Annotated in this window: 10 protein-coding genes; all 10 read left to right on the forward strand. The window is 69.6% G+C overall.

Annotated features, from left to right (window positions below):
- The 10 genes from P3102_RS06880 (at position 1) to P3102_RS06925 (ending at position 16402) form a co-directional block, all read left to right on the forward strand.
- Positions 1-5598 (forward strand): non-ribosomal peptide synthetase, encoded by a 5598-nt coding sequence (locus P3102_RS06880; protein WP_276367470.1) that lies wholly within the window; start codon positions 1-3, stop codon positions 5596-5598.
- Complete coding sequence (locus P3102_RS06885; RefSeq protein WP_276367472.1) at positions 5595-5804, forward strand: MbtH family protein; 210 nt, start codon at positions 5595-5597, stop codon at positions 5802-5804. The genes P3102_RS06880 and P3102_RS06885 overlap by 4 nt, the downstream gene beginning before the upstream one ends.
- A 138-nt stretch (positions 5805-5942) precedes the next feature.
- Entirely contained in the window at positions 5943-7106 is a 1164-nt protein-coding gene (locus P3102_RS06890) for a cytochrome P450 (RefSeq protein ID WP_276371026.1), read from the forward strand.
- Between the two features lie 132 nt (positions 7107-7238).
- Positions 7239-8435: a cytochrome P450 gene (locus P3102_RS06895; RefSeq protein WP_276367473.1), complete on the forward strand. Its 1197-nt coding sequence runs from the start codon at positions 7239-7241 to the stop codon at positions 8433-8435.
- A gap of 146 nt (positions 8436-8581) precedes the next feature.
- Positions 8582-9802, forward strand: a complete 1221-nt coding sequence (locus tag P3102_RS06900) for a cytochrome P450 (RefSeq protein WP_276367475.1) — start codon at positions 8582-8584, stop codon at positions 9800-9802.
- A gap of 68 nt (positions 9803-9870) precedes the next feature.
- Positions 9871-11346 carry a tryptophan halogenase family protein gene (locus tag P3102_RS06905; RefSeq protein WP_276367476.1) on the forward strand — a complete coding sequence of 492 codons (1476 nt, stop codon included), beginning with the start codon at positions 9871-9873 and terminating at the stop codon, positions 11344-11346.
- A 62-nt stretch (positions 11347-11408) separates the two neighbouring features.
- Entirely contained in the window at positions 11409-12596 is a 1188-nt protein-coding gene (locus tag P3102_RS06910; RefSeq protein ID WP_276367479.1) for a glycosyltransferase, read from the forward strand.
- A 33-nt stretch (positions 12597-12629) separates the two neighbouring features.
- On the forward strand, positions 12630-13856 hold the full coding sequence (locus tag P3102_RS06915) for a glycosyltransferase (RefSeq protein WP_276367481.1): 1227 nt from the start codon (positions 12630-12632) through the stop codon (positions 13854-13856).
- Between the two features lie 56 nt (positions 13857-13912).
- Entirely contained in the window at positions 13913-14842 is a 930-nt protein-coding gene (locus P3102_RS06920; RefSeq protein WP_276367483.1) for a putative sugar O-methyltransferase, read from the forward strand.
- Between the two features lie 333 nt (positions 14843-15175).
- Entirely contained in the window at positions 15176-16402 is a 1227-nt protein-coding gene (locus P3102_RS06925) for a glycosyltransferase (RefSeq protein WP_276367484.1), read from the forward strand.
- Positions 16403-16455 lie beyond the last annotated feature (53 nt).

The following is a 16455-nucleotide window of genomic DNA, read 5'->3' on the forward strand; positions in this document are numbered from 1 at the left end:
GTGACCGTTGACGACACTCGCGCGAAGCCCCGCTCCAGCGTCGAGGACGTCTGGCCTCTCTCGCCGCTGCAAGAAGGGATGCTCTATCACACCGCCCTCGACAACGACGGGCCCGACACCTACACGGTGCAGACCGTCTACGGCATCGACGGCCCGCTGGACGCGGGACTCCTGAGGGCGTCGTGGCAGGCACTCGTGGACCGGCACGCCGCGCTGCGGGCCTGTTTCCGCTTCGTCAGCGGCGCACAGATGGTGCAGGTCATCGCGCGGGACGCCGAGATCCCGTGGCGGGAAACGGATCTGTCCGGGCTGCCGGACGACGTCGCCGACGGCGAGGTGGACCGGCTGGCCGCGGAAGAGGTGGCCGAGCGGCTGAGCATCGAGGTCGCGCCGCTGATGAAACTGCACCTGGTCCGGCTGGGACCGGAACGCCACCGGCTCGTGCACACCCTTCATCACGTCCTCACCGACGGCTGGTCGATGCCGATCATCCATCGCGAGCTCTCCGCGATCTACGCCGCGGGCGGCGGCGCTTCCGGGCTGCCGCCCACCGTGTCCTACCGGGACTACCTCGCCTGGCTGGGACGGCAGGACAAGGACGCGGCCCGGACCGCCTGGCGGGACGAACTCGCCGGATTGGACACCCCGACCACGGTCGTCCCCGCCGACCCGGCCCGCGTGCCGGACATCCGCACGGCGGTGGTCGAACTGTCCCCGGAGCTGACGGACGGCGTGGCCAGGCTGGCGCGCGGCAACGGCCTCACCCTCAACAGCGTCGTGCAGGGCGCTTGGGCCGTCGTGCTGTCGCAACTGGCCGGGCGCACCGACGTGGTGTTCGGCGCGACCGCCTCGGGGCGGCCCGCGGACCTGGCGGGCGTCGAGTCGATGGTCGGTCAGCTGCTCAACACCCTGCCGGTGCGGGTCCGGCTCGACGGCGCGCGGCGGGCCGTCGACCTGTTCGCCGAGCTGCAGAGCAGTCAATCGGCGCTGATGGCCCACCAGCATCTCGGCCTGCAGGACGTGCTGGCCCTCGCCGGACCCGGAGCGGTCTTCGACACGCTCGTCATCTACGAGAACTTCCCCCGCGCCGGGCTCGGCGGACCGGACGACACCGGTCTGGTCCTGCGCCCGGTGAAGCGAGGACGCAACTCGTCGCATTACCCGTTCACCCTGATCACCGGACCGGGGGAGCGGATGCCGCTCATCCTCGACTACGACCGTGGCCTGTTCGACGAGGCGGCCGCGGAGTCGGTCGTCGGCGCGCTGGCCAGGGTGCTGGAGCGGCTCGTCGCCGAGCCCGACGTCCTCGTCGGCAGGCTGACGCTGCTGAGCGAGGCCGAGCACGCCTTGGTGGTGGACGAGTTCAACGCCACCGAAGGCCCGGTACCGGGGGCGTCCGTGGTCGAGCTGTTCGGGCGGCGGGTGACCGCGGCGCCGGACGCGGTGGCGATCACCGACGCGGGCGGCACGGACCTGACCTACGCCGACCTCGACCGGGCGTCGAACCGGCTGGCCGGGTACCTCGCCGAGCGCGGTGTCGGCCGGGGAGACCGGGTCGGGGTGGCCATGAAGCGGTCACCGGAGCTGCTGATCGCGTTCCTGGCGATCTGGAAGGCGGGCGCCGCCTACGTCCCGGTGGATGTCGAGTACCCGGCCGAGCGGATCGCGTTCATCCTCGCCGACTCGGAGCTTTCGACCGTCCTGTGCACCGAGGCCACCCGTGGTGTCGTGCCGTCGGGCGCGATCGTCCTCGACGCGCCGGAGACACGTGCCGCCATCGGCGCTTCGGCCGCCGCGGCGCGGGAGTTCCGGCCGAGCGCGGACGACCTGGCGTACGTGATGTACACGTCGGGATCCACCGGCACCCCGAAGGGCGTGGGCATCCCCCACGGGGCCGTGGCGGGCCTGGCCGGCGACGCGGGCTGGCGGATCGGTCCCGGCGACGGCGTGCTGATGCACGCGACGCACGTCTTCGATCCCTCGCTGTACGCGATGTGGGTGCCGCTTTCGACGGGTGCCCGAGTCCTGCTCACCGAACCGGGCGTGCTGGACGCGGCCGGGGTGCGGCAGGCCGTCGCACGCGGCGCGAACTTCGTCCACCTCACCGCCGGTACCTTCCGCGCGCTCGCGGAAACGTCGCCGGAGTGTTTCGAGGGCCTGGTCGAGATCGGCACCGGCGGCGACATCGTGCCCGCGCAGTCCGTGGAGAACCTGCGGCGGGCCCAGCCCGGCCTGCGGGTGCGGAACACCTACGGACCCACCGAGACCACCCTGTGCGCCACGTGGCTCCCGATCGAACCCGGCGACGTGGTCGACCGGGAGCTGCCGATCGGCCATCCCATGACGAACCGCCGGATCTACGTCCTCGACGCCTTCCTGCGGCCGGTCGCCCCCGGCGTGGCAGGCGAGCTGTACATCGCGGGCACGGGCCTGGCGCGCGGGTACCTCGCCAAACCGGAGCTGACGGCCGAGCGGTTCGTGGCGTGCCCGTTCCTCCCCGGCGAGCGCATGTACCGCACCGGCGACCTGGCGCGCTGGACCCGCGACGGCGAGGTGGTGTTCCTCGGGCGCACCGACGAACAGGTCAAGATCCGCGGTTACCGGGTGGAGCTGGGCGAGGTGGAGGCCGCGCTGGCGGCCCAGCCGGGAGTGGTCGAAGCGGTCGTCGTGGCGAGGGAGGACCAGCCGGGGGAAAAGCGCCTGGTCGGCTACTTCGTCTCCGACGGCGGTGACCCGGGCGCGGAGGAGATCCGGCGGCGGATGGCACTGGCCCTGCCCGCGTACCTGGTGCCCATGGCCGTCATCGCCCTGCCGGGCCTGCCCGTCACCGCCAACGGCAAGGTCGACCGCCGGGCCCTGCCCGCCCCGGATCTCGCGGGACGCGCGGCGGAGAAGGCGCCCGAGAGCGAGGCCGAGAAGGTGCTGTGCGCGCTGTTCTCCGAGATCCTCGGCGTCGACCAGGTGGGGGTCGACGACGCTTTCCACGATCTCGGCGGGAGTTCGGCGCTGGCCATGCGGCTCATCGCGCGGATCCGTGAGGAGCTCGGCGCGGATCTGCCCATCCGGCAGCTGTTCTCCTCGCCCACCCCGGCGGGGGTCGCGAGGGCGCTCGCCGCGAAGGCCCGCCCCGCGCTGGAAGCCGCGAAACGGCCGGACCGGGTGCCCCTCACCGCCCGGCAGCTGCGCGCCTGGCTGCTGGCCCGTCCAGGGGAAGAGACGGCCGGTCTGCACCTCTCGTTCGCACTGCGCTTGCGCGGCCGGCTGGACGTGCCCGCGCTGGCGGCGGCGCTCGGTGACGTCGCGGCCAGGCACGAGATCCTCCGCACGACCTTCCCCGGGGACGCGCGGAGCGTCCACCAGCACATCCAGGACGCCTTGGCGGTCGAGCTGACCCCGGTGCCCGCCACCGAGGAGGCCCTGCCCGGGTTGCTCGCCGAGCGGCGTGAGCTGGTCTTCGACCTCACCCGGGAGGTGCCGTGGCGGTGCGACCTCTTCGAGCTTTCGGAGAAGGAGCACGTCCTGCACCTGCGGGTGCACCGCATCCTCGCCGACGAGGACTCGATCGACGTGTTCTTCCGGGACCTGGCGGCCGCGTACGGCGCGCGCCGCGAGAACCGGGTCCCGGAGCGCGCGCCGCTGACCCTGCAGTTCGCCGACTACGCGATCTGGGAGCAGCGGCTGCTCGCCGACGAGGACGAACCGGGCAGCCTGACCCACGAGCAGGTCGTCTTCTGGCGGGACAACCTGGCGGGGATCGACGGGGAGACGGTGCTCCCGTTCGACCGGCCGCGGCCCGCCGTCCCGTCGCGGCGGACCGGAGCGGTCGGGGTGCGGCTGGACGCGGATGCGCACGCCCGGCTGACGGGGGCGGTGGAACGGCTCGGCGCGGACACGCACCAGTCGGTGCACGCCGCGCTCGCCATGCTGCTGAGCAGGTTCGGCGCGGGTCAGGACCTGGTGATCGGCACGACGCTGCCCAGGGACGAGGACCTCATCGACCTCGAACCGATGATCGGGCCGTTCGCCCAGCCGCGCGCCCTGCGCACGGACGTTTCGGGTGACCCGACCTTCCTCGAAGTCGTCTCCCGGGTCCAAGAAGCGGCCCAGGTCGCGGCCCAGCACCCCGACGTGCCTCTCGAACGGGTCGTCGAGCTGCTGGACCTGCCTGCCTCGCTCTCCCGGCATCCCGTGTTCCAGGTGGGCCTGCGGGTGGACGAGGAAGACCTCGGGTCGTGGGACGCGGCGGAACTGCCCGCCCTGCGCACCGAGGTCGAACCCGGCGGGACCGAGGCCAGGGAGCTGGATCTCGCGTTCGAGCTCACCGAGCGCTTCGACGACGACGACAACGAGGGCGGCATCGACGGCGTCCTGCGGTACGCCGCCGACCTGTTCGACGAGGCCACGGCCGAATCGGTGGCCAGGCGACTGGTCCGCGTCCTGGAACAGGTGGCGGAGGATCCCGGGCGGCGGATCAGCGATCTGGACATCTTCCTCGACGACGCCGAGCGCGGACGTCCGGTCATCGCACCGGCGCGGTGGTCCGGCGCGGTGCCGGCGGTGGTCGCGGCCCTGGCCGGGGAAAGCCAGCTCGGCGCCCTCCTGCTCGACGAGCGGCTGAACCCGGTGGCTCCCGGGGCCGTCGGCGAGCTGTACGTCACGGGGCAGGCGGTGGACGCGGGAACGGCCGGGGCGCCCACCGTGCCTTGTCCGTTCGGGCAGCCGGGGCACCAGATGCTGCCCACGGGCCTGCTCGCCCGCAAGACGCCCGCCAAGACCCTGGTCGTCGTGGGCGAGCGCCGGCGATCGACCGCCGCGGTGCGGACGGGTGACTTCGAGATCCTGTTGCCGCTGCGGGCAGGCGGCGACCGCCCGCCCCTGTTCTGCGTCCACGCGAGCGGCGGGTTGAGCTGGAACTACGAGCCGCTGCTGCGGTACCTGCCCTCGGATCAGCCGGTCTACGGGGTGCAGGCGCGCGGACTGGCCCGGACCGAACCACTGCCGGGCAGCGTCGACGAGATGGCGGCCGACTACCTCGAGCAGCTCCGCGCCGTGCAGCCGACCGGGCCGTACCACCTCCTCGGCTGGTCTCTCGGCGGGCGGATCGCGCAGGCGATCGCGACCCTGCTCGAAGCGGCGGGGGAGGAGGTCGGGCTGCTCGCCCTGCTCGACGCCTATCCCGTCTACATGGGACGGAACGCGACCGGCACGCCGAGCCAGCAGGCCGCGCGCGACGAAGAAGCGCTCGAAAAACGGAATCAGCAGGACCTGGACCTCGCGGGGCAACTGGTCAAGGGAGCGGGCGCCCGCTCGCGGCTCGAAGCGGTCATGCGCAACCTCTGGGAGGTGGGGCCGCGCCACACCACTTCACCCTCCTCGGGCGACATCCTGCTCTTCATCGCCACCGTCGACCGTCCCGGCCACCTGCCCGTCCCGGTGGCGAAAGACAGCTGGAAGGAGTTCACCAGCGGGGCCATCGAGCCGCACGAAATCCCGTCCAACCACTACGACATGGTGCAACCCGCGGCGCTGGCCCAGATTGGACCCATCGTCGCCGAGAAACTCCGGTCCCGGCCGGAACGTGAAAGGACACAACGATGACCAACCCATTCGACAACGAAGACGGTTCCTTTTTCGTGCTGGTCAACGAAGAAGGGCAGCACTCCCTCTGGCCGACCTTCGCGGAGGTGCCCGCGGGCTGGACGCGCGTGCACGGCGAGGCGAGCCGTCAGGAGTGCCTCGCCTACGTCGAGGAGAACTGGACGGATCTCCGGCCGAAGAGCCTCATCCAGGAAGTCGGCGCCTGAAAAGGTGTCCAACCGCTCAAGGCGGCCGGTCGGACGGGCTCGGCGCTCGTCCGACCGGCCTGACCGGTGGCCGGGCGAGGTGAAAGGACCTGTGCAGTGATCGAGGAGAACGACGTCGTCCGTGGCACGTTCGAGGAGATCAACGTCGATTTGGCGTTGGCGATCCACCGGCGTGCCCGCTTCGACCCGGTGCCCGAGCTGAGCGCTTTGATGGCCCAAGGCCCGATGGCCGTCCTGGGCGTCGAAGACGCGCCGGAAGGACGGACCGCTTGGCTCGCGATGGGGTACGACGAGATCCGGCAGGTCCTCGGCTCGGACAAGTTCAGCGCCAAACTGCTCTACGGCGGAACCGCGGCGGGCTTCACTTTCCCCGGTTTTCTCACCCAATACGATCCGCCGGAGCACACGCGCCTGCGCCGGATGGTGACGTCCCCGTTCGCGATCCGGCGGATACAGGGATTCCGGCCGCAGGTCGAGAAGATCGTCGACGCCACACTGGACGCCATCGAGGCCACCGGCGGCCCGGTCGACTTCGTCCCGCGGTTCGGCTGGCCCATCGCGACGACGGTGACCTGTGACTTCCTCGGCATTCCCCGCGACGATCAGGTGGAGTTGTCGCGTGCGCTGCACGCCAGCCGGGCGGAGCGGTCGGGCAAACGGCGCGTGGCGGCGGGGAACAAGTTCTGGACGTACATGAACCAGGTCGTGAGCCGCACGCGCCGTGACCCCGGCGACGATCTGTTCGGTGTGGTGGTGCGCGAACACGGCGACGACATCACCGACGCGGAGCTGATCGGTGTGGCGTCGTTCGTCATGGGGGCGGGCGGGGACCAGGTGGCCCGCTTCCTCGCGGCCGGCGCGTGGTTGATGGTCGAGCATCCCGAACAATTCGCCGTGCTGCGGGAAAAGCCGGACACCGTCCCGGATTGGCTGGACGAGGTGGTCCGGTATCTCACCAGCGACGAGAAGACCACCCCGCGCGTCGCGCTGGAGGACGTGAACATCGGTGGCTGCCCGATCAAGGCGGGCGACGCCGTCACCCCTTCTTTCCTGGCGGCGAACCGCCGCGACTTCCCCGGCGAGGAGGACCGGTTCGACATCGGCAGGGAAAAGCCCGCGCATGTCGCGTTCGGGCACGGCATCCACCACTGCCTCGGCAGACCGCTGGCCGAGATGGTGTTCCAGGTGGCGATTCCGGCGCTGACGCACCGCTTTCCCACGTTGAAGCCGGCCGAACCACACCGGGAGATCAAGTTGGGGCCGCCGCCGTTCGACGTGGAAGCCCTCCCGCTCGACTGGTAGCGCCGGCGGATGGTGGAAGTACACGAAGGCCCCCTTCCTGTACTCAGGCGCAAGGAAGGGGGCCTTCATGTACCGAGGAACAGTGACCGTGACGGGTGGTTCGGCTCGTCTTGTAGCAGAGGAGCTTTTCCTTTGAGTGGTGACGATTCGCGCCCGGTCCACATCCGGCGGCAGGGTCTCGACCCGGCGGACGAACTGCTCGCCGCCGGAGCGCTGACGGAGGTCACCGTCGGCTCCGGCGCGGACGCCGTGACGACCTGGATGGCCACCACGCACGCCGTCGTGCGGCAGGTGCTGGGCGATCACCAGAGGTTCAGCACCCGGCGCCGCTGGGACCGGCGGGACGAGATCGGCGGGGAAGGGATCTTCCGGCCACGCGAACTGGTCGGCAACCTGATGGACTACGACCCGCCGGAGCACACGCGGCTGCGGCAGAAGCTGACGCCCGGCTTCACCCTGCGCAAGATGCAGCGCCTGCGGCCCTACATCGAACAGATCGTGTCCGATCGTCTCGATGCCCTGGAACAGGCGGGATCGCCGGCGGATCTGATCGAGCTCGTCGCCGACGAGGTCCCCGGTGCCGTGCTGTGCGAGCTGATCGGGGTGCCGCGCGACGACCGCGCCATGTTCATGCAGCTGTGCCACGGGCATCTCGACCCCGCCCGAAGCCAGAAGAGGCGCGCGGCCGCGGGTGAAGCGTTCTCCCGCTACCTGCTGGCGATGATCGCCAGGGAACGGAAGGACCCGGGCGAGGGGCTGATCGGAGCCGTGATCGCCGAATACGGGGACGAGGCCACGGACGAGGAGCTGAGGGGCTTCTGCGTTCAGGTGATGCTGGCGGGCGACGACAACATCTCCGGGATGATCGGGCTGGGTGTGCTGGCGATGCTGCGGCATCCCGAGCAGATCGAGGCGTTCCGGGGCGACGAGCAGTCGGCACAACGGGCGGTCGACGAGCTGATCCGGTATCTGACGGTGCCCTATGCCCCGACGCCGCGGATCGCCAAGGAGGACGTCACCATCGGGGACCAGGTGGTGAAAAGAGGGGAGAGCGTCATTTGTTCCCTCCCCGCGGCCAATCGTGACCCCGCGCTGGTACCGGATCCGGAACGCCTCGACCTCACCCGCGAGCCCGTTTCCCATGTCGCGTTCGGCCACGGCATCCATCACTGCCTGGGTGCCGCTCTGGCCCGCCTCGAACTGCGCACGTTCTACACCATGCTGTGGCAGCGTTTTCCCACCCTGAAACTCGCGGATCCGGAGCAGGGGAACATGTTCCGCCTGACCACCCCCGCGTACGGACTGACTTCCCTGCTGGTCGCGTGGTGATCGGCCCCGGCCGTTCCCGGGCGGCGGGGTCGTCCACGCGAGGCGCTGGACCTCCGCTCGGCGACCGATGAAACTGGAGCCGACGACGGGGCGGGTCGACAAGGCACGAAACGCATTCCCGGTCAGTTAAGGAGCTTCCACTCGACATGGGGAACGGTATCGATCAGGCCGCGCCACTCCTGCGGGAGCCGGCGAACTTCCAACTGCGGACGAAGTGCGATCCGCATGCGGACAATTTCGACCTCCGGGCGCACGGCCCGCTGTTCCGCATCGTCGGGGAAGCGTCCGCTCAACTGGGCCGAGACTATGTCTGGCAAGCCTGTGGCTATGAGGTGGTCCGCAAGATCCTGGGGGATCACGAGAATTTCTCGACGCGTCCGGTGTTCACGCAAGGGGAGTCCGGGGCGCACGTCGAGTCCCAGTTCGTCGGGCAGATATCGACTTACGACCCGCCGGACCACACCCGTCTGCGACGAATGCTGACGCCCGAGTTCACACTCCGGCGGATTCGCCGGATGGAACCCGCGATCCAACGCCTCATCGACGATCGGCTCGACATGGTGGAGGCCGAGGGACCGCCCGCGGATCTCCAGGGGTTGTTCGCCGACCCGGTCGGCGCGGGTGTCCTGTGCGAACTGCTCGGCATCCCGCGCGACGATCGGCGTGAGTTCGTCCGCCGGATCCGGCGGAACGTCGATCTGGGCCGGGGGCTCAAGGCGAGGGCGGCCGACAGTGCGGCGTTCAATCGGTACTTGAACGGGTTCATCGCACGGCAGCGGAAGGATCCCGACGACGGATTCCTCGGCATGCTCGTGCGCGACCACGGTGACACCGTCACGGACGAGGAACTGAAGGGCCTGTGCACGGCGCTGATCCTCGGTGGGGTGGAAACCGTCGCCGGGATGATCGGCTTCGGGGTCTTCGCGCTGCTGGACAATCCCGACCAGATACCGCTGCTTTCGGCGGGCCCGGAAAAGGCCGATCGCGTGGTCGCCGAACTGGTGCGTTATCTGTCGCCCGTCCAGCAGCCGAATCCGCGCCTCGCCATCAAGGACGTGGTCGTCGACGGCAGGCTGATCAAAGCGGGGGATTATGTCCTCTGTTCCATTCTCATGGCCAACCGGGATGACGCGCTGACCCCGGAGCCCAACGTATTCGACGCGAACCGGGATTCGGTCTCGGACGTCGGATTCGGGCACGGAATCCATTATTGTATCGGCGCGGCGGTGGCGAGGTCGATGCTGCGGATGGCTTATCAGACCCTGTGGCGCCGCTTTCCCGGACTGCGGCTGGCCGTGCCCATCGAAGAAGTGAAGTTTCGCAAGGCGTTCGTCGACTGCCCTGATCAGGTGCCGGTCACCTGGTGACGCACGGCGGGGCACAAAAGGTTCGGCGGCCACAACGGATTGACACTCGATCGAGGAATGGTGGGGATATGTCGGTGGAAGATTTCGATGTGGTCGTGGCCGGTGGCGGGCCGGGTGGTTCCACCCTGGCCACCCTCGTCGCCATGCAGGGGCATCGGGTGTTGCTGCTCGAAAAAGAGGTGTTCCCGCGATATCAGATCGGTGAGTCGCTGCTGCCCGCCACGGTCCACGGGGTGTGCCGGATGCTCGGCGTCTCCGACGAGCTGGCCAACTCCGGCTTCCCGCTGAAGCGGGGCGGCACGTTCCGCTGGGGCGCCCGTCCGGAGCCGTGGACGTTCCACTTCGGCATCTCCTCCAAGATGGCCGGTTCGACGTCGCACGCCTATCAGGTCGAGCGGGCGAAGTTCGACCAGATCCTGTTGAACAACGCCAAGAGCAAGGGCGTGGTCGTGCGCGAGGGGTGCGCGGTCGACGACGTGGTGGAAGAGGGCGAGCGCGTCACCGGGCTGCGGTACACCGACCCCGATGGCCACGAGCGTGTGGTGTCGGCGCGTTTCGTGGTCGACGCGTCGGGCAACAAGAGCCGCCTGTACTCCCACGTCGGCGGCACACGGAACTATTCGGAGTTCTTCCGCAGCTTGGCGCTGTTCGGGTACTTCGAGGGCGGCAAGCGGCTGCCGGAGCCGGTTTCGGGCAACATCCTGAGCGTGGCCTTCGACAGCGGCTGGTTCTGGTACATCCCGCTGAGCGACACGCTGACCAGCGTCGGCGCCGTGGTCCGCCGGGAGGACGCCGACAAGATCCAGGGTGACCGGGAGGCGGCGCTCAACGCGCTGATCGCCGAGTGCCCGCTGATCTCGGAATACCTCGCGAACGCGACCAGGGTGACCACCGGCAAGTACGGCGAACTGCGTGTCCGCAAGGATTATTCGTACCAGCAGACGACCTTCTGGCGCCCGGGGATGATCCTGATCGGCGACGCCGCCTGCTTCGTGGACCCGGTGTTCTCCTCCGGCGTGCACCTGGCGACCTACAGCGCGCTGCTGGCGGCGCGGTCGATCAACAGCGTCCTCGCGGGCGACCTGGACGAGAAGACCGTGCTGAACGAGTTCGAGGCGCGGTATCGCCGCGAGTACGGCGTGTTCTACGAGTTCCTCGTCTCGTTCTACCAAATGAACGTGAACGAGGAATCGTATTTCTGGCAGGCCAAGAAGGTCACGAACAACCAGCACACCGAGATCGAGTCCTTCGTCGAGCTGATCGGCGGCGTGTCCTCCGGTGAGACGGCGCTGACCGCCGCGAACCGGATCACCGAGCGCAGCGCGGAATTCGCCGCCGCCGTGGACGAGATGGCAGGCGGCGACGGGGACAACATGGTGCCGATGTTCAAGTCACAGGTGGTCAAACAGGCGATGCAGGAAGCGGGCCAGGTGCAGATGAAGGCGCTGCTCGGCGAGGACGCCGAGCCCGAGGTGCCGCTCTTCCCCGGCGGGCTGGTCACTTCGCCCGACGGGATGAAGTGGCTGCCGCACCACCCCGTGTGACACCGACGCGGTTCGGGAGGGTGCGCCGTGGGCGGGGATCGGACGGAACAACGGAGGCGGAAATGCGTGTGTTGATTTCGGGGTGCGGCTCTCGCGGGGACACCGAACCGTTGGTGGCACTGGGGGTTCGGCTGCGGGAACTCGGCGCGGAGGTGCGGATGTGCCTGCCGCCGGACTACGCGGAGCGGTGCGCCGAGGTCGGGGTGCCGATGACGTCGGTCGGCCGTCCGGTGCGGGCGGGGGCACGCGAGCCCGGCGAACCGCCGCCCGGTGCGCCCGAAGTCGTCACCCAGGTGGTCGGCGAGTGGTTCGACAAGGTGTCGGCGGCCGCCGAGGGGTGTGACGCGGTGGTGGCGTCCGGTCTGCTGCCCGCCGCCGTCGCCGTGCGCTCGGTGGCCGAGAAGCTGGGCATCCCGTACCACTACACCGTCTGGTCTCCGGACCATCTGCCGTCGTGGCACGACGCCGCCCAGCGGGAGTCGTACAACCAGGGCTCCGACAAGCATTTCGGTGGGGTGGTCAACGACAGACGGGCCGGGATCGGCCTGCCCCCGGTGGAGAACCTGTTCGATTACGGCTACACCGAGCAGCCCTGGCTGGCGACGGATCCGATCCTGGCTCCGCCGCCGGGCGGTGCGTACGCCCGGCAGACCGGCGCGTGGATCCTGCCGGACGAACGGCCGCTTCCCGCGGAGCTGGAGGCATTCCTGGCCGACGGCCCGCCGCCGGTGTACGTGGGTTTCGGCAGCTCGTCCGGAGCCACGACCGCCGGCGCGGTGCAGGTGGCCATCGAGGCGATCCGTGCCCAGGGCCGCCGGATCGTCGCCTCCCGTGGCTGGGCCGACATGGTCCTGCCCGAAGACGACGCCGACTGTTTCGTCGTCGGTGAAGTGAATCTCCAGGAACTCTTCGCCAGGGTGGCCGTCGCCATCCACCACGACAGCACGGGTACGACGTATGTGGCCACGCAGGCGGGTGTCCCCCAGATCGTGGTGCGCAACGTGATCGACAACGTCGTGGAGCAGGTGTACTTCGCCGATCGGGTGGCCGAACTGGGTGTCGGTGTGGCACTCGAGGGTCCGATCCCGGCCTTCGAGGCCATGTCGGCCGCGCTCACCACGACGCTGGCCCCGGACACCCGCGCACGGGCGGCGGTCGTGGCGGGCACGATCCGCACCGACGGGACGACGGTGGCCGCGGAAGAGCTGTTCGACGCGGCAGGCCGGGAGAAGCCCGCTGTTCCCGCCTGACGGGCGACAACCTACCGAACGGGGAAGCAGATGATGCGTGTCTTGTTGTCGACGTCCGGCAGCCGCGGCGACGTCGAGCCGCTGATGGCGCTGGCGGTCCGGCTGCGGGAGCTCGGCGCGGAGGTGCGGTTGTGCGCGCCCCCGGACTCCGCGGACCGGGTGGCCGAGTTCGCGCTGCCGCTGGTGCCGGTCGGCCGCTCGGCGCGGCCGAAGGCGGACCGGAAGGCCCCGCCCTCGCGCGAGGAAATGGCCCGGTTCATGACCGAGTCGATCACCGTGCAGTTCGACGAGATCCCGGCGGCCGCCGAGGGCTGTGACGCGGTGGTGACGACCGGCCTGCTGCCCGCGGCCGTCGGTGTCCGGTCGGTGGCCGAGAAGCTGGGCATTCCCTACTTCTACGCCTTCTACTGCCCGATCTACGTGCCGTCGCCGTACTACGCGCCGCCGCCGCCCATCGGCGAGCCGCCCGCCCCGGAAGGCACCGGAATCCGGGAGTTGTGGGAACGGAACAAGCTGAGCGCCCTGAAGCGCTACGGGGCAACGCTCAACGGCAAACGGGCCGAGATCGGCCTGCCGCCCGTGGAGGACATCTTCACCTACTGCTACACCGAACAGCCGTGGGTGGCGGCGGATCCGGTACTGGCCCCGCTGCGACCGACGGACCTCGGCGCGGTGCAGACCGGCGCGTGGACCCTGCCCGACGAACGGCCGCTGTCCGCGGAACTGGAGGCCTTCCTCGCCGCCGGGTCACCTCCGGTGTACGTGGGCTTCGGTAGCCTGCACGCTCCCGCCGACGCCGCGAAAGTCGCCATCGAGGCGATCCGCGCCCAGGGCCGCCGGGTGGTTCTTTCCCGCGGCTGGGCCGATCTGACCTTGATCGACGACCAGGAGGACTGCCTGGCCATCGGCGAGGTCAACCAGCAGCGGTTGTTCGGCCGGGTGGCCGCCGTCGTCCACCACGGCGGGGTCGGCACGACGACCGTGGCCGCCCGTGCGGGCGTTCCCCAGATCCTCATCCCCCAGATCGCGGACCAGCCGTATTACGCCGGCCGGGTCGCCGAGCTGGGCATCGGGGTGGCACACGAAGGCCGGACACCGACCTACGCCTCGTTGTCCGCCGCCCTCACCACCGCGCTGGCGCCGGAAACCCGCACCAGGGCGGAAGCCGTGGCGGCCACCATCCGCACCGACGGGGCGACCGTGGCCGCGGAACTGGTGCTCGACGCGGTGAACCGGCAGAAGACGTCCGTTCCCGCGTGAACCATCGCCCCCGACCCGCTTCCCTTTCGTCCCTCGAGAAAGGTTCGAGACCGGCCATGATCGACCAACCGGACACCGCCACCCGAACGTATCAAGCCAGCAGGATGTGGCAGCAGATCGGTGAAGCACACCTCAACCGGGAGATGATCGCCGACCTGGCCGGATTCAAGAACAGCGAGGTCAATTACCGGCTCGCGCTGGTCAACGTGCAGACGAACGGCGTGCGGTTCCTGAAGACGCTGATCTATGGCCTGGCCGGCAGCTTGAGCAAGGACGCCTGGGCGGGGCTGACCCGTATCCGCCACCGCGAAGTGGGTGATCCGATTTCGGTGACCTACCACGGTGAGCAGGTGGACCTGGACTATCTGCGGGCCGCGCTGGAACTGGAGTTCATCGCGAACCGGGTCGACCTGGACCAGGCCGAGGTACTGGAGATCGGCGCCGGGTACGGGCGGACCGCCCACGCGATCATCTCCAATCACGAGATCTCCGGATACTGCGTCGTCGACCTGCCGAACACCCTGGAACTGTCGCGGAAGTACCTCGCCGCGGTCCTGACCGAGGAGCAGTTCGCCAAGGTCGACTTCGTGCCGGTGGACGCGATCGAAAGCACGCTGGCGGACCGGAACTTCGACCTCTGCCTCAACATCGACTCGATGGCCGAGATGAGCGCGGAGACGGTGCGGTCCTACCTCGCCCTCATCGATCAGCGGTGCCGCCACTTCTACGTGAACAACCCGGTGGGGAAGTACATGGACAAGAGCCTGGACTCGCACGCGCGCGGCGAGGAGGCCGTCGCGCTCGCCCTGAGCACCGGGCTGCTGACGGAGATCATCGACATCCACGACAACCGGGCCGTCGAAGCGCAGGCGCGGAACTACGTCGAGGCCTACGTGCCGGGCCCCGACTGGCACTGCGTCGCCGACGAGTGGGCCCCGCCGTGGAGCTACCTCTGGCAAGCGCTGTACAAGCGGCAAGGTCGTTGACGGACTCCGGTCTGTCGAGGGGTAAGGCAAGGGTGTCGTGTGGGTGGCAAGTCCGTGAAGGCCTCCTTGAGAGACCCAGGGTCCCTCAAGGAGGCCTTCACGGACTTCAAGACCCGGCGCCGGCGGCAGGTCGACTCACCTCTCGAATGACGCAGTGCGCATAGCTCGGAACGGCATCGGCATCAGGAAAACGTCCTTGGTGACGGGCAAAGGAGCGTCGGGGCGGGGCCGGTCGGCCCGGAACTGCGCCGTCCAGGGCACCTGGAGTCGGTCGAGACGGTCCGCGTGACAGAGATTTGTCCTTGAGAAAGCCCATCGGAACAGAGGTGCGGAATGCGTGTGTTGTTGTCGACGTGCGGATCACGAGGAGACGTCGAACCTCTGGTGGCACTGGCGGTGCGTTTGCGCGACCTCGGCGCGGAGGTGCGGATGTGCGCTCCGCCCCCCGCCGCGGAGCGGCTGGAGGAGGTCGGTGTCGCCCACGTGCCGGTCGGGGTGAAGCAGCGGGTGATGTTGCAGGAAGGGATGCCGCCACCGTCGCCCGAGGACGAGCGGCGGTTCGCGGCCGAGGCGATCGACATGCAGTTCGACAACGTCCCGGCCGCGGCCGAAGGCTCCGACGTGGTGGTGGTGACCGGGGAGATGGCCGCCGCGGTCTCCGTGCGGTCGGTGGCCGAGAAGCTGGGCATCCCGTACCACTACGCCGCCTACAGCCCCGTCTATCTGCCGTCCTCGCATTTCGCGCCGCCGCTGGACGAACGGACCACGCCGGGCGTGACCGACAACCGGGTGCTGTGGGAGCAGCGCCACGAGCGGTTCTACGAGCGGTTCGCCGGTCCTCTCAACAGCAGGCGGGCAGCGGTCGGCCTGGCTCCGCTGGAGAACCTGTTCGACTACGGCTACACCGATCGGCCGTGGCTGGCGACGGATCCGGTGCTGGCCCCGCTCCAGCCGGGCCTGGACGCCGTGCAGACCGGCTCGTGGATCCTGCCCGACGAACGCCCCCTTTCCCAGGAGGTCGAGGCGTTCCTGGACGCCGGGACACCGCCGGTGTACGTGGGTTTCGGCAGTTCGACCGCGCTCGGCACCGGGGAGCTGGCGACGTCGGTCATCAGGGCGATCCGGGCCGAAGGCCGCCGCGTGATCCTTTCCCGCGGCTGGGCCGAACTGTCCCTGCCCGACGAAGGGCCCGACTGTCTCGCCGTCGACGAGGTGAACCTCCAGGTCCTGTTCGGCCGGGTGGCCGCCGTCGTCCACGGTGGCAGCGCGGGTACGACGCACGTGGCCGCTCGAGCGGGTGCCCCGCAGATCATCGTCGCCCGGCACACGGATCAGCCCTATTACGCGGACCGGGTGGCCGCATTGGGGATCGGCGCGGCACACCACGATCCCTCCCCGAGCTTCGACTCCCTGCCGGCGTCGCTCGCCGCGGTCTTGCGCCCGGAGACCAAGGCCAGGGCGACCGAAGTGGCGGGCATGATCCGCGAAGACGGGGCCGCCGCCACCGCGGAGCGCCTGCTGGCCGCGGTCAGGCGGAAGAATTCCGCCGTTTCCGTGTGACCCGTCGATCCGGCCGGCGGCTCGTCCAGCCTTCACCTGTTGTCCCGTGGCAC

The sequence above is a fragment of the Amycolatopsis sp. QT-25 genome, assembly GCF_029369745.1.
Lineage (GTDB): Bacteria > Actinomycetota > Actinomycetes > Mycobacteriales > Pseudonocardiaceae > Amycolatopsis.

Excerpts from the sequence above, each read along its gene's own strand:
- P3102_RS06920 (WP_276367483.1), top strand. The coding sequence starts at position 13,913 with ATGATCGACCAACCGGACACCGCCACCCGAACGTATCAAGCCAGCAGG.
- P3102_RS06915 (WP_276367481.1), top strand. The coding sequence starts at position 12,630 with ATGCGTGTCTTGTTGTCGACGTCCGGCAGCCGCGGCGACGTCGAGCCG.
- P3102_RS06905 (WP_276367476.1), top strand. The coding sequence starts at position 9,871 with ATGTCGGTGGAAGATTTCGATGTGGTCGTGGCCGGTGGCGGGCCGGGT.
- P3102_RS06910 (WP_276367479.1), top strand. The coding sequence starts at position 11,409 with ATGCGTGTGTTGATTTCGGGGTGCGGCTCTCGCGGGGACACCGAACCG.
- P3102_RS06900 (WP_276367475.1), top strand. The coding sequence starts at position 8,582 with ATGGGGAACGGTATCGATCAGGCCGCGCCACTCCTGCGGGAGCCGGCG.
- P3102_RS06925 (WP_276367484.1), top strand. The coding sequence starts at position 15,176 with ATGCGTGTGTTGTTGTCGACGTGCGGATCACGAGGAGACGTCGAACCT.
- P3102_RS06885 (WP_276367472.1), top strand. The coding sequence starts at position 5,595 with ATGACCAACCCATTCGACAACGAAGACGGTTCCTTTTTCGTGCTGGTC.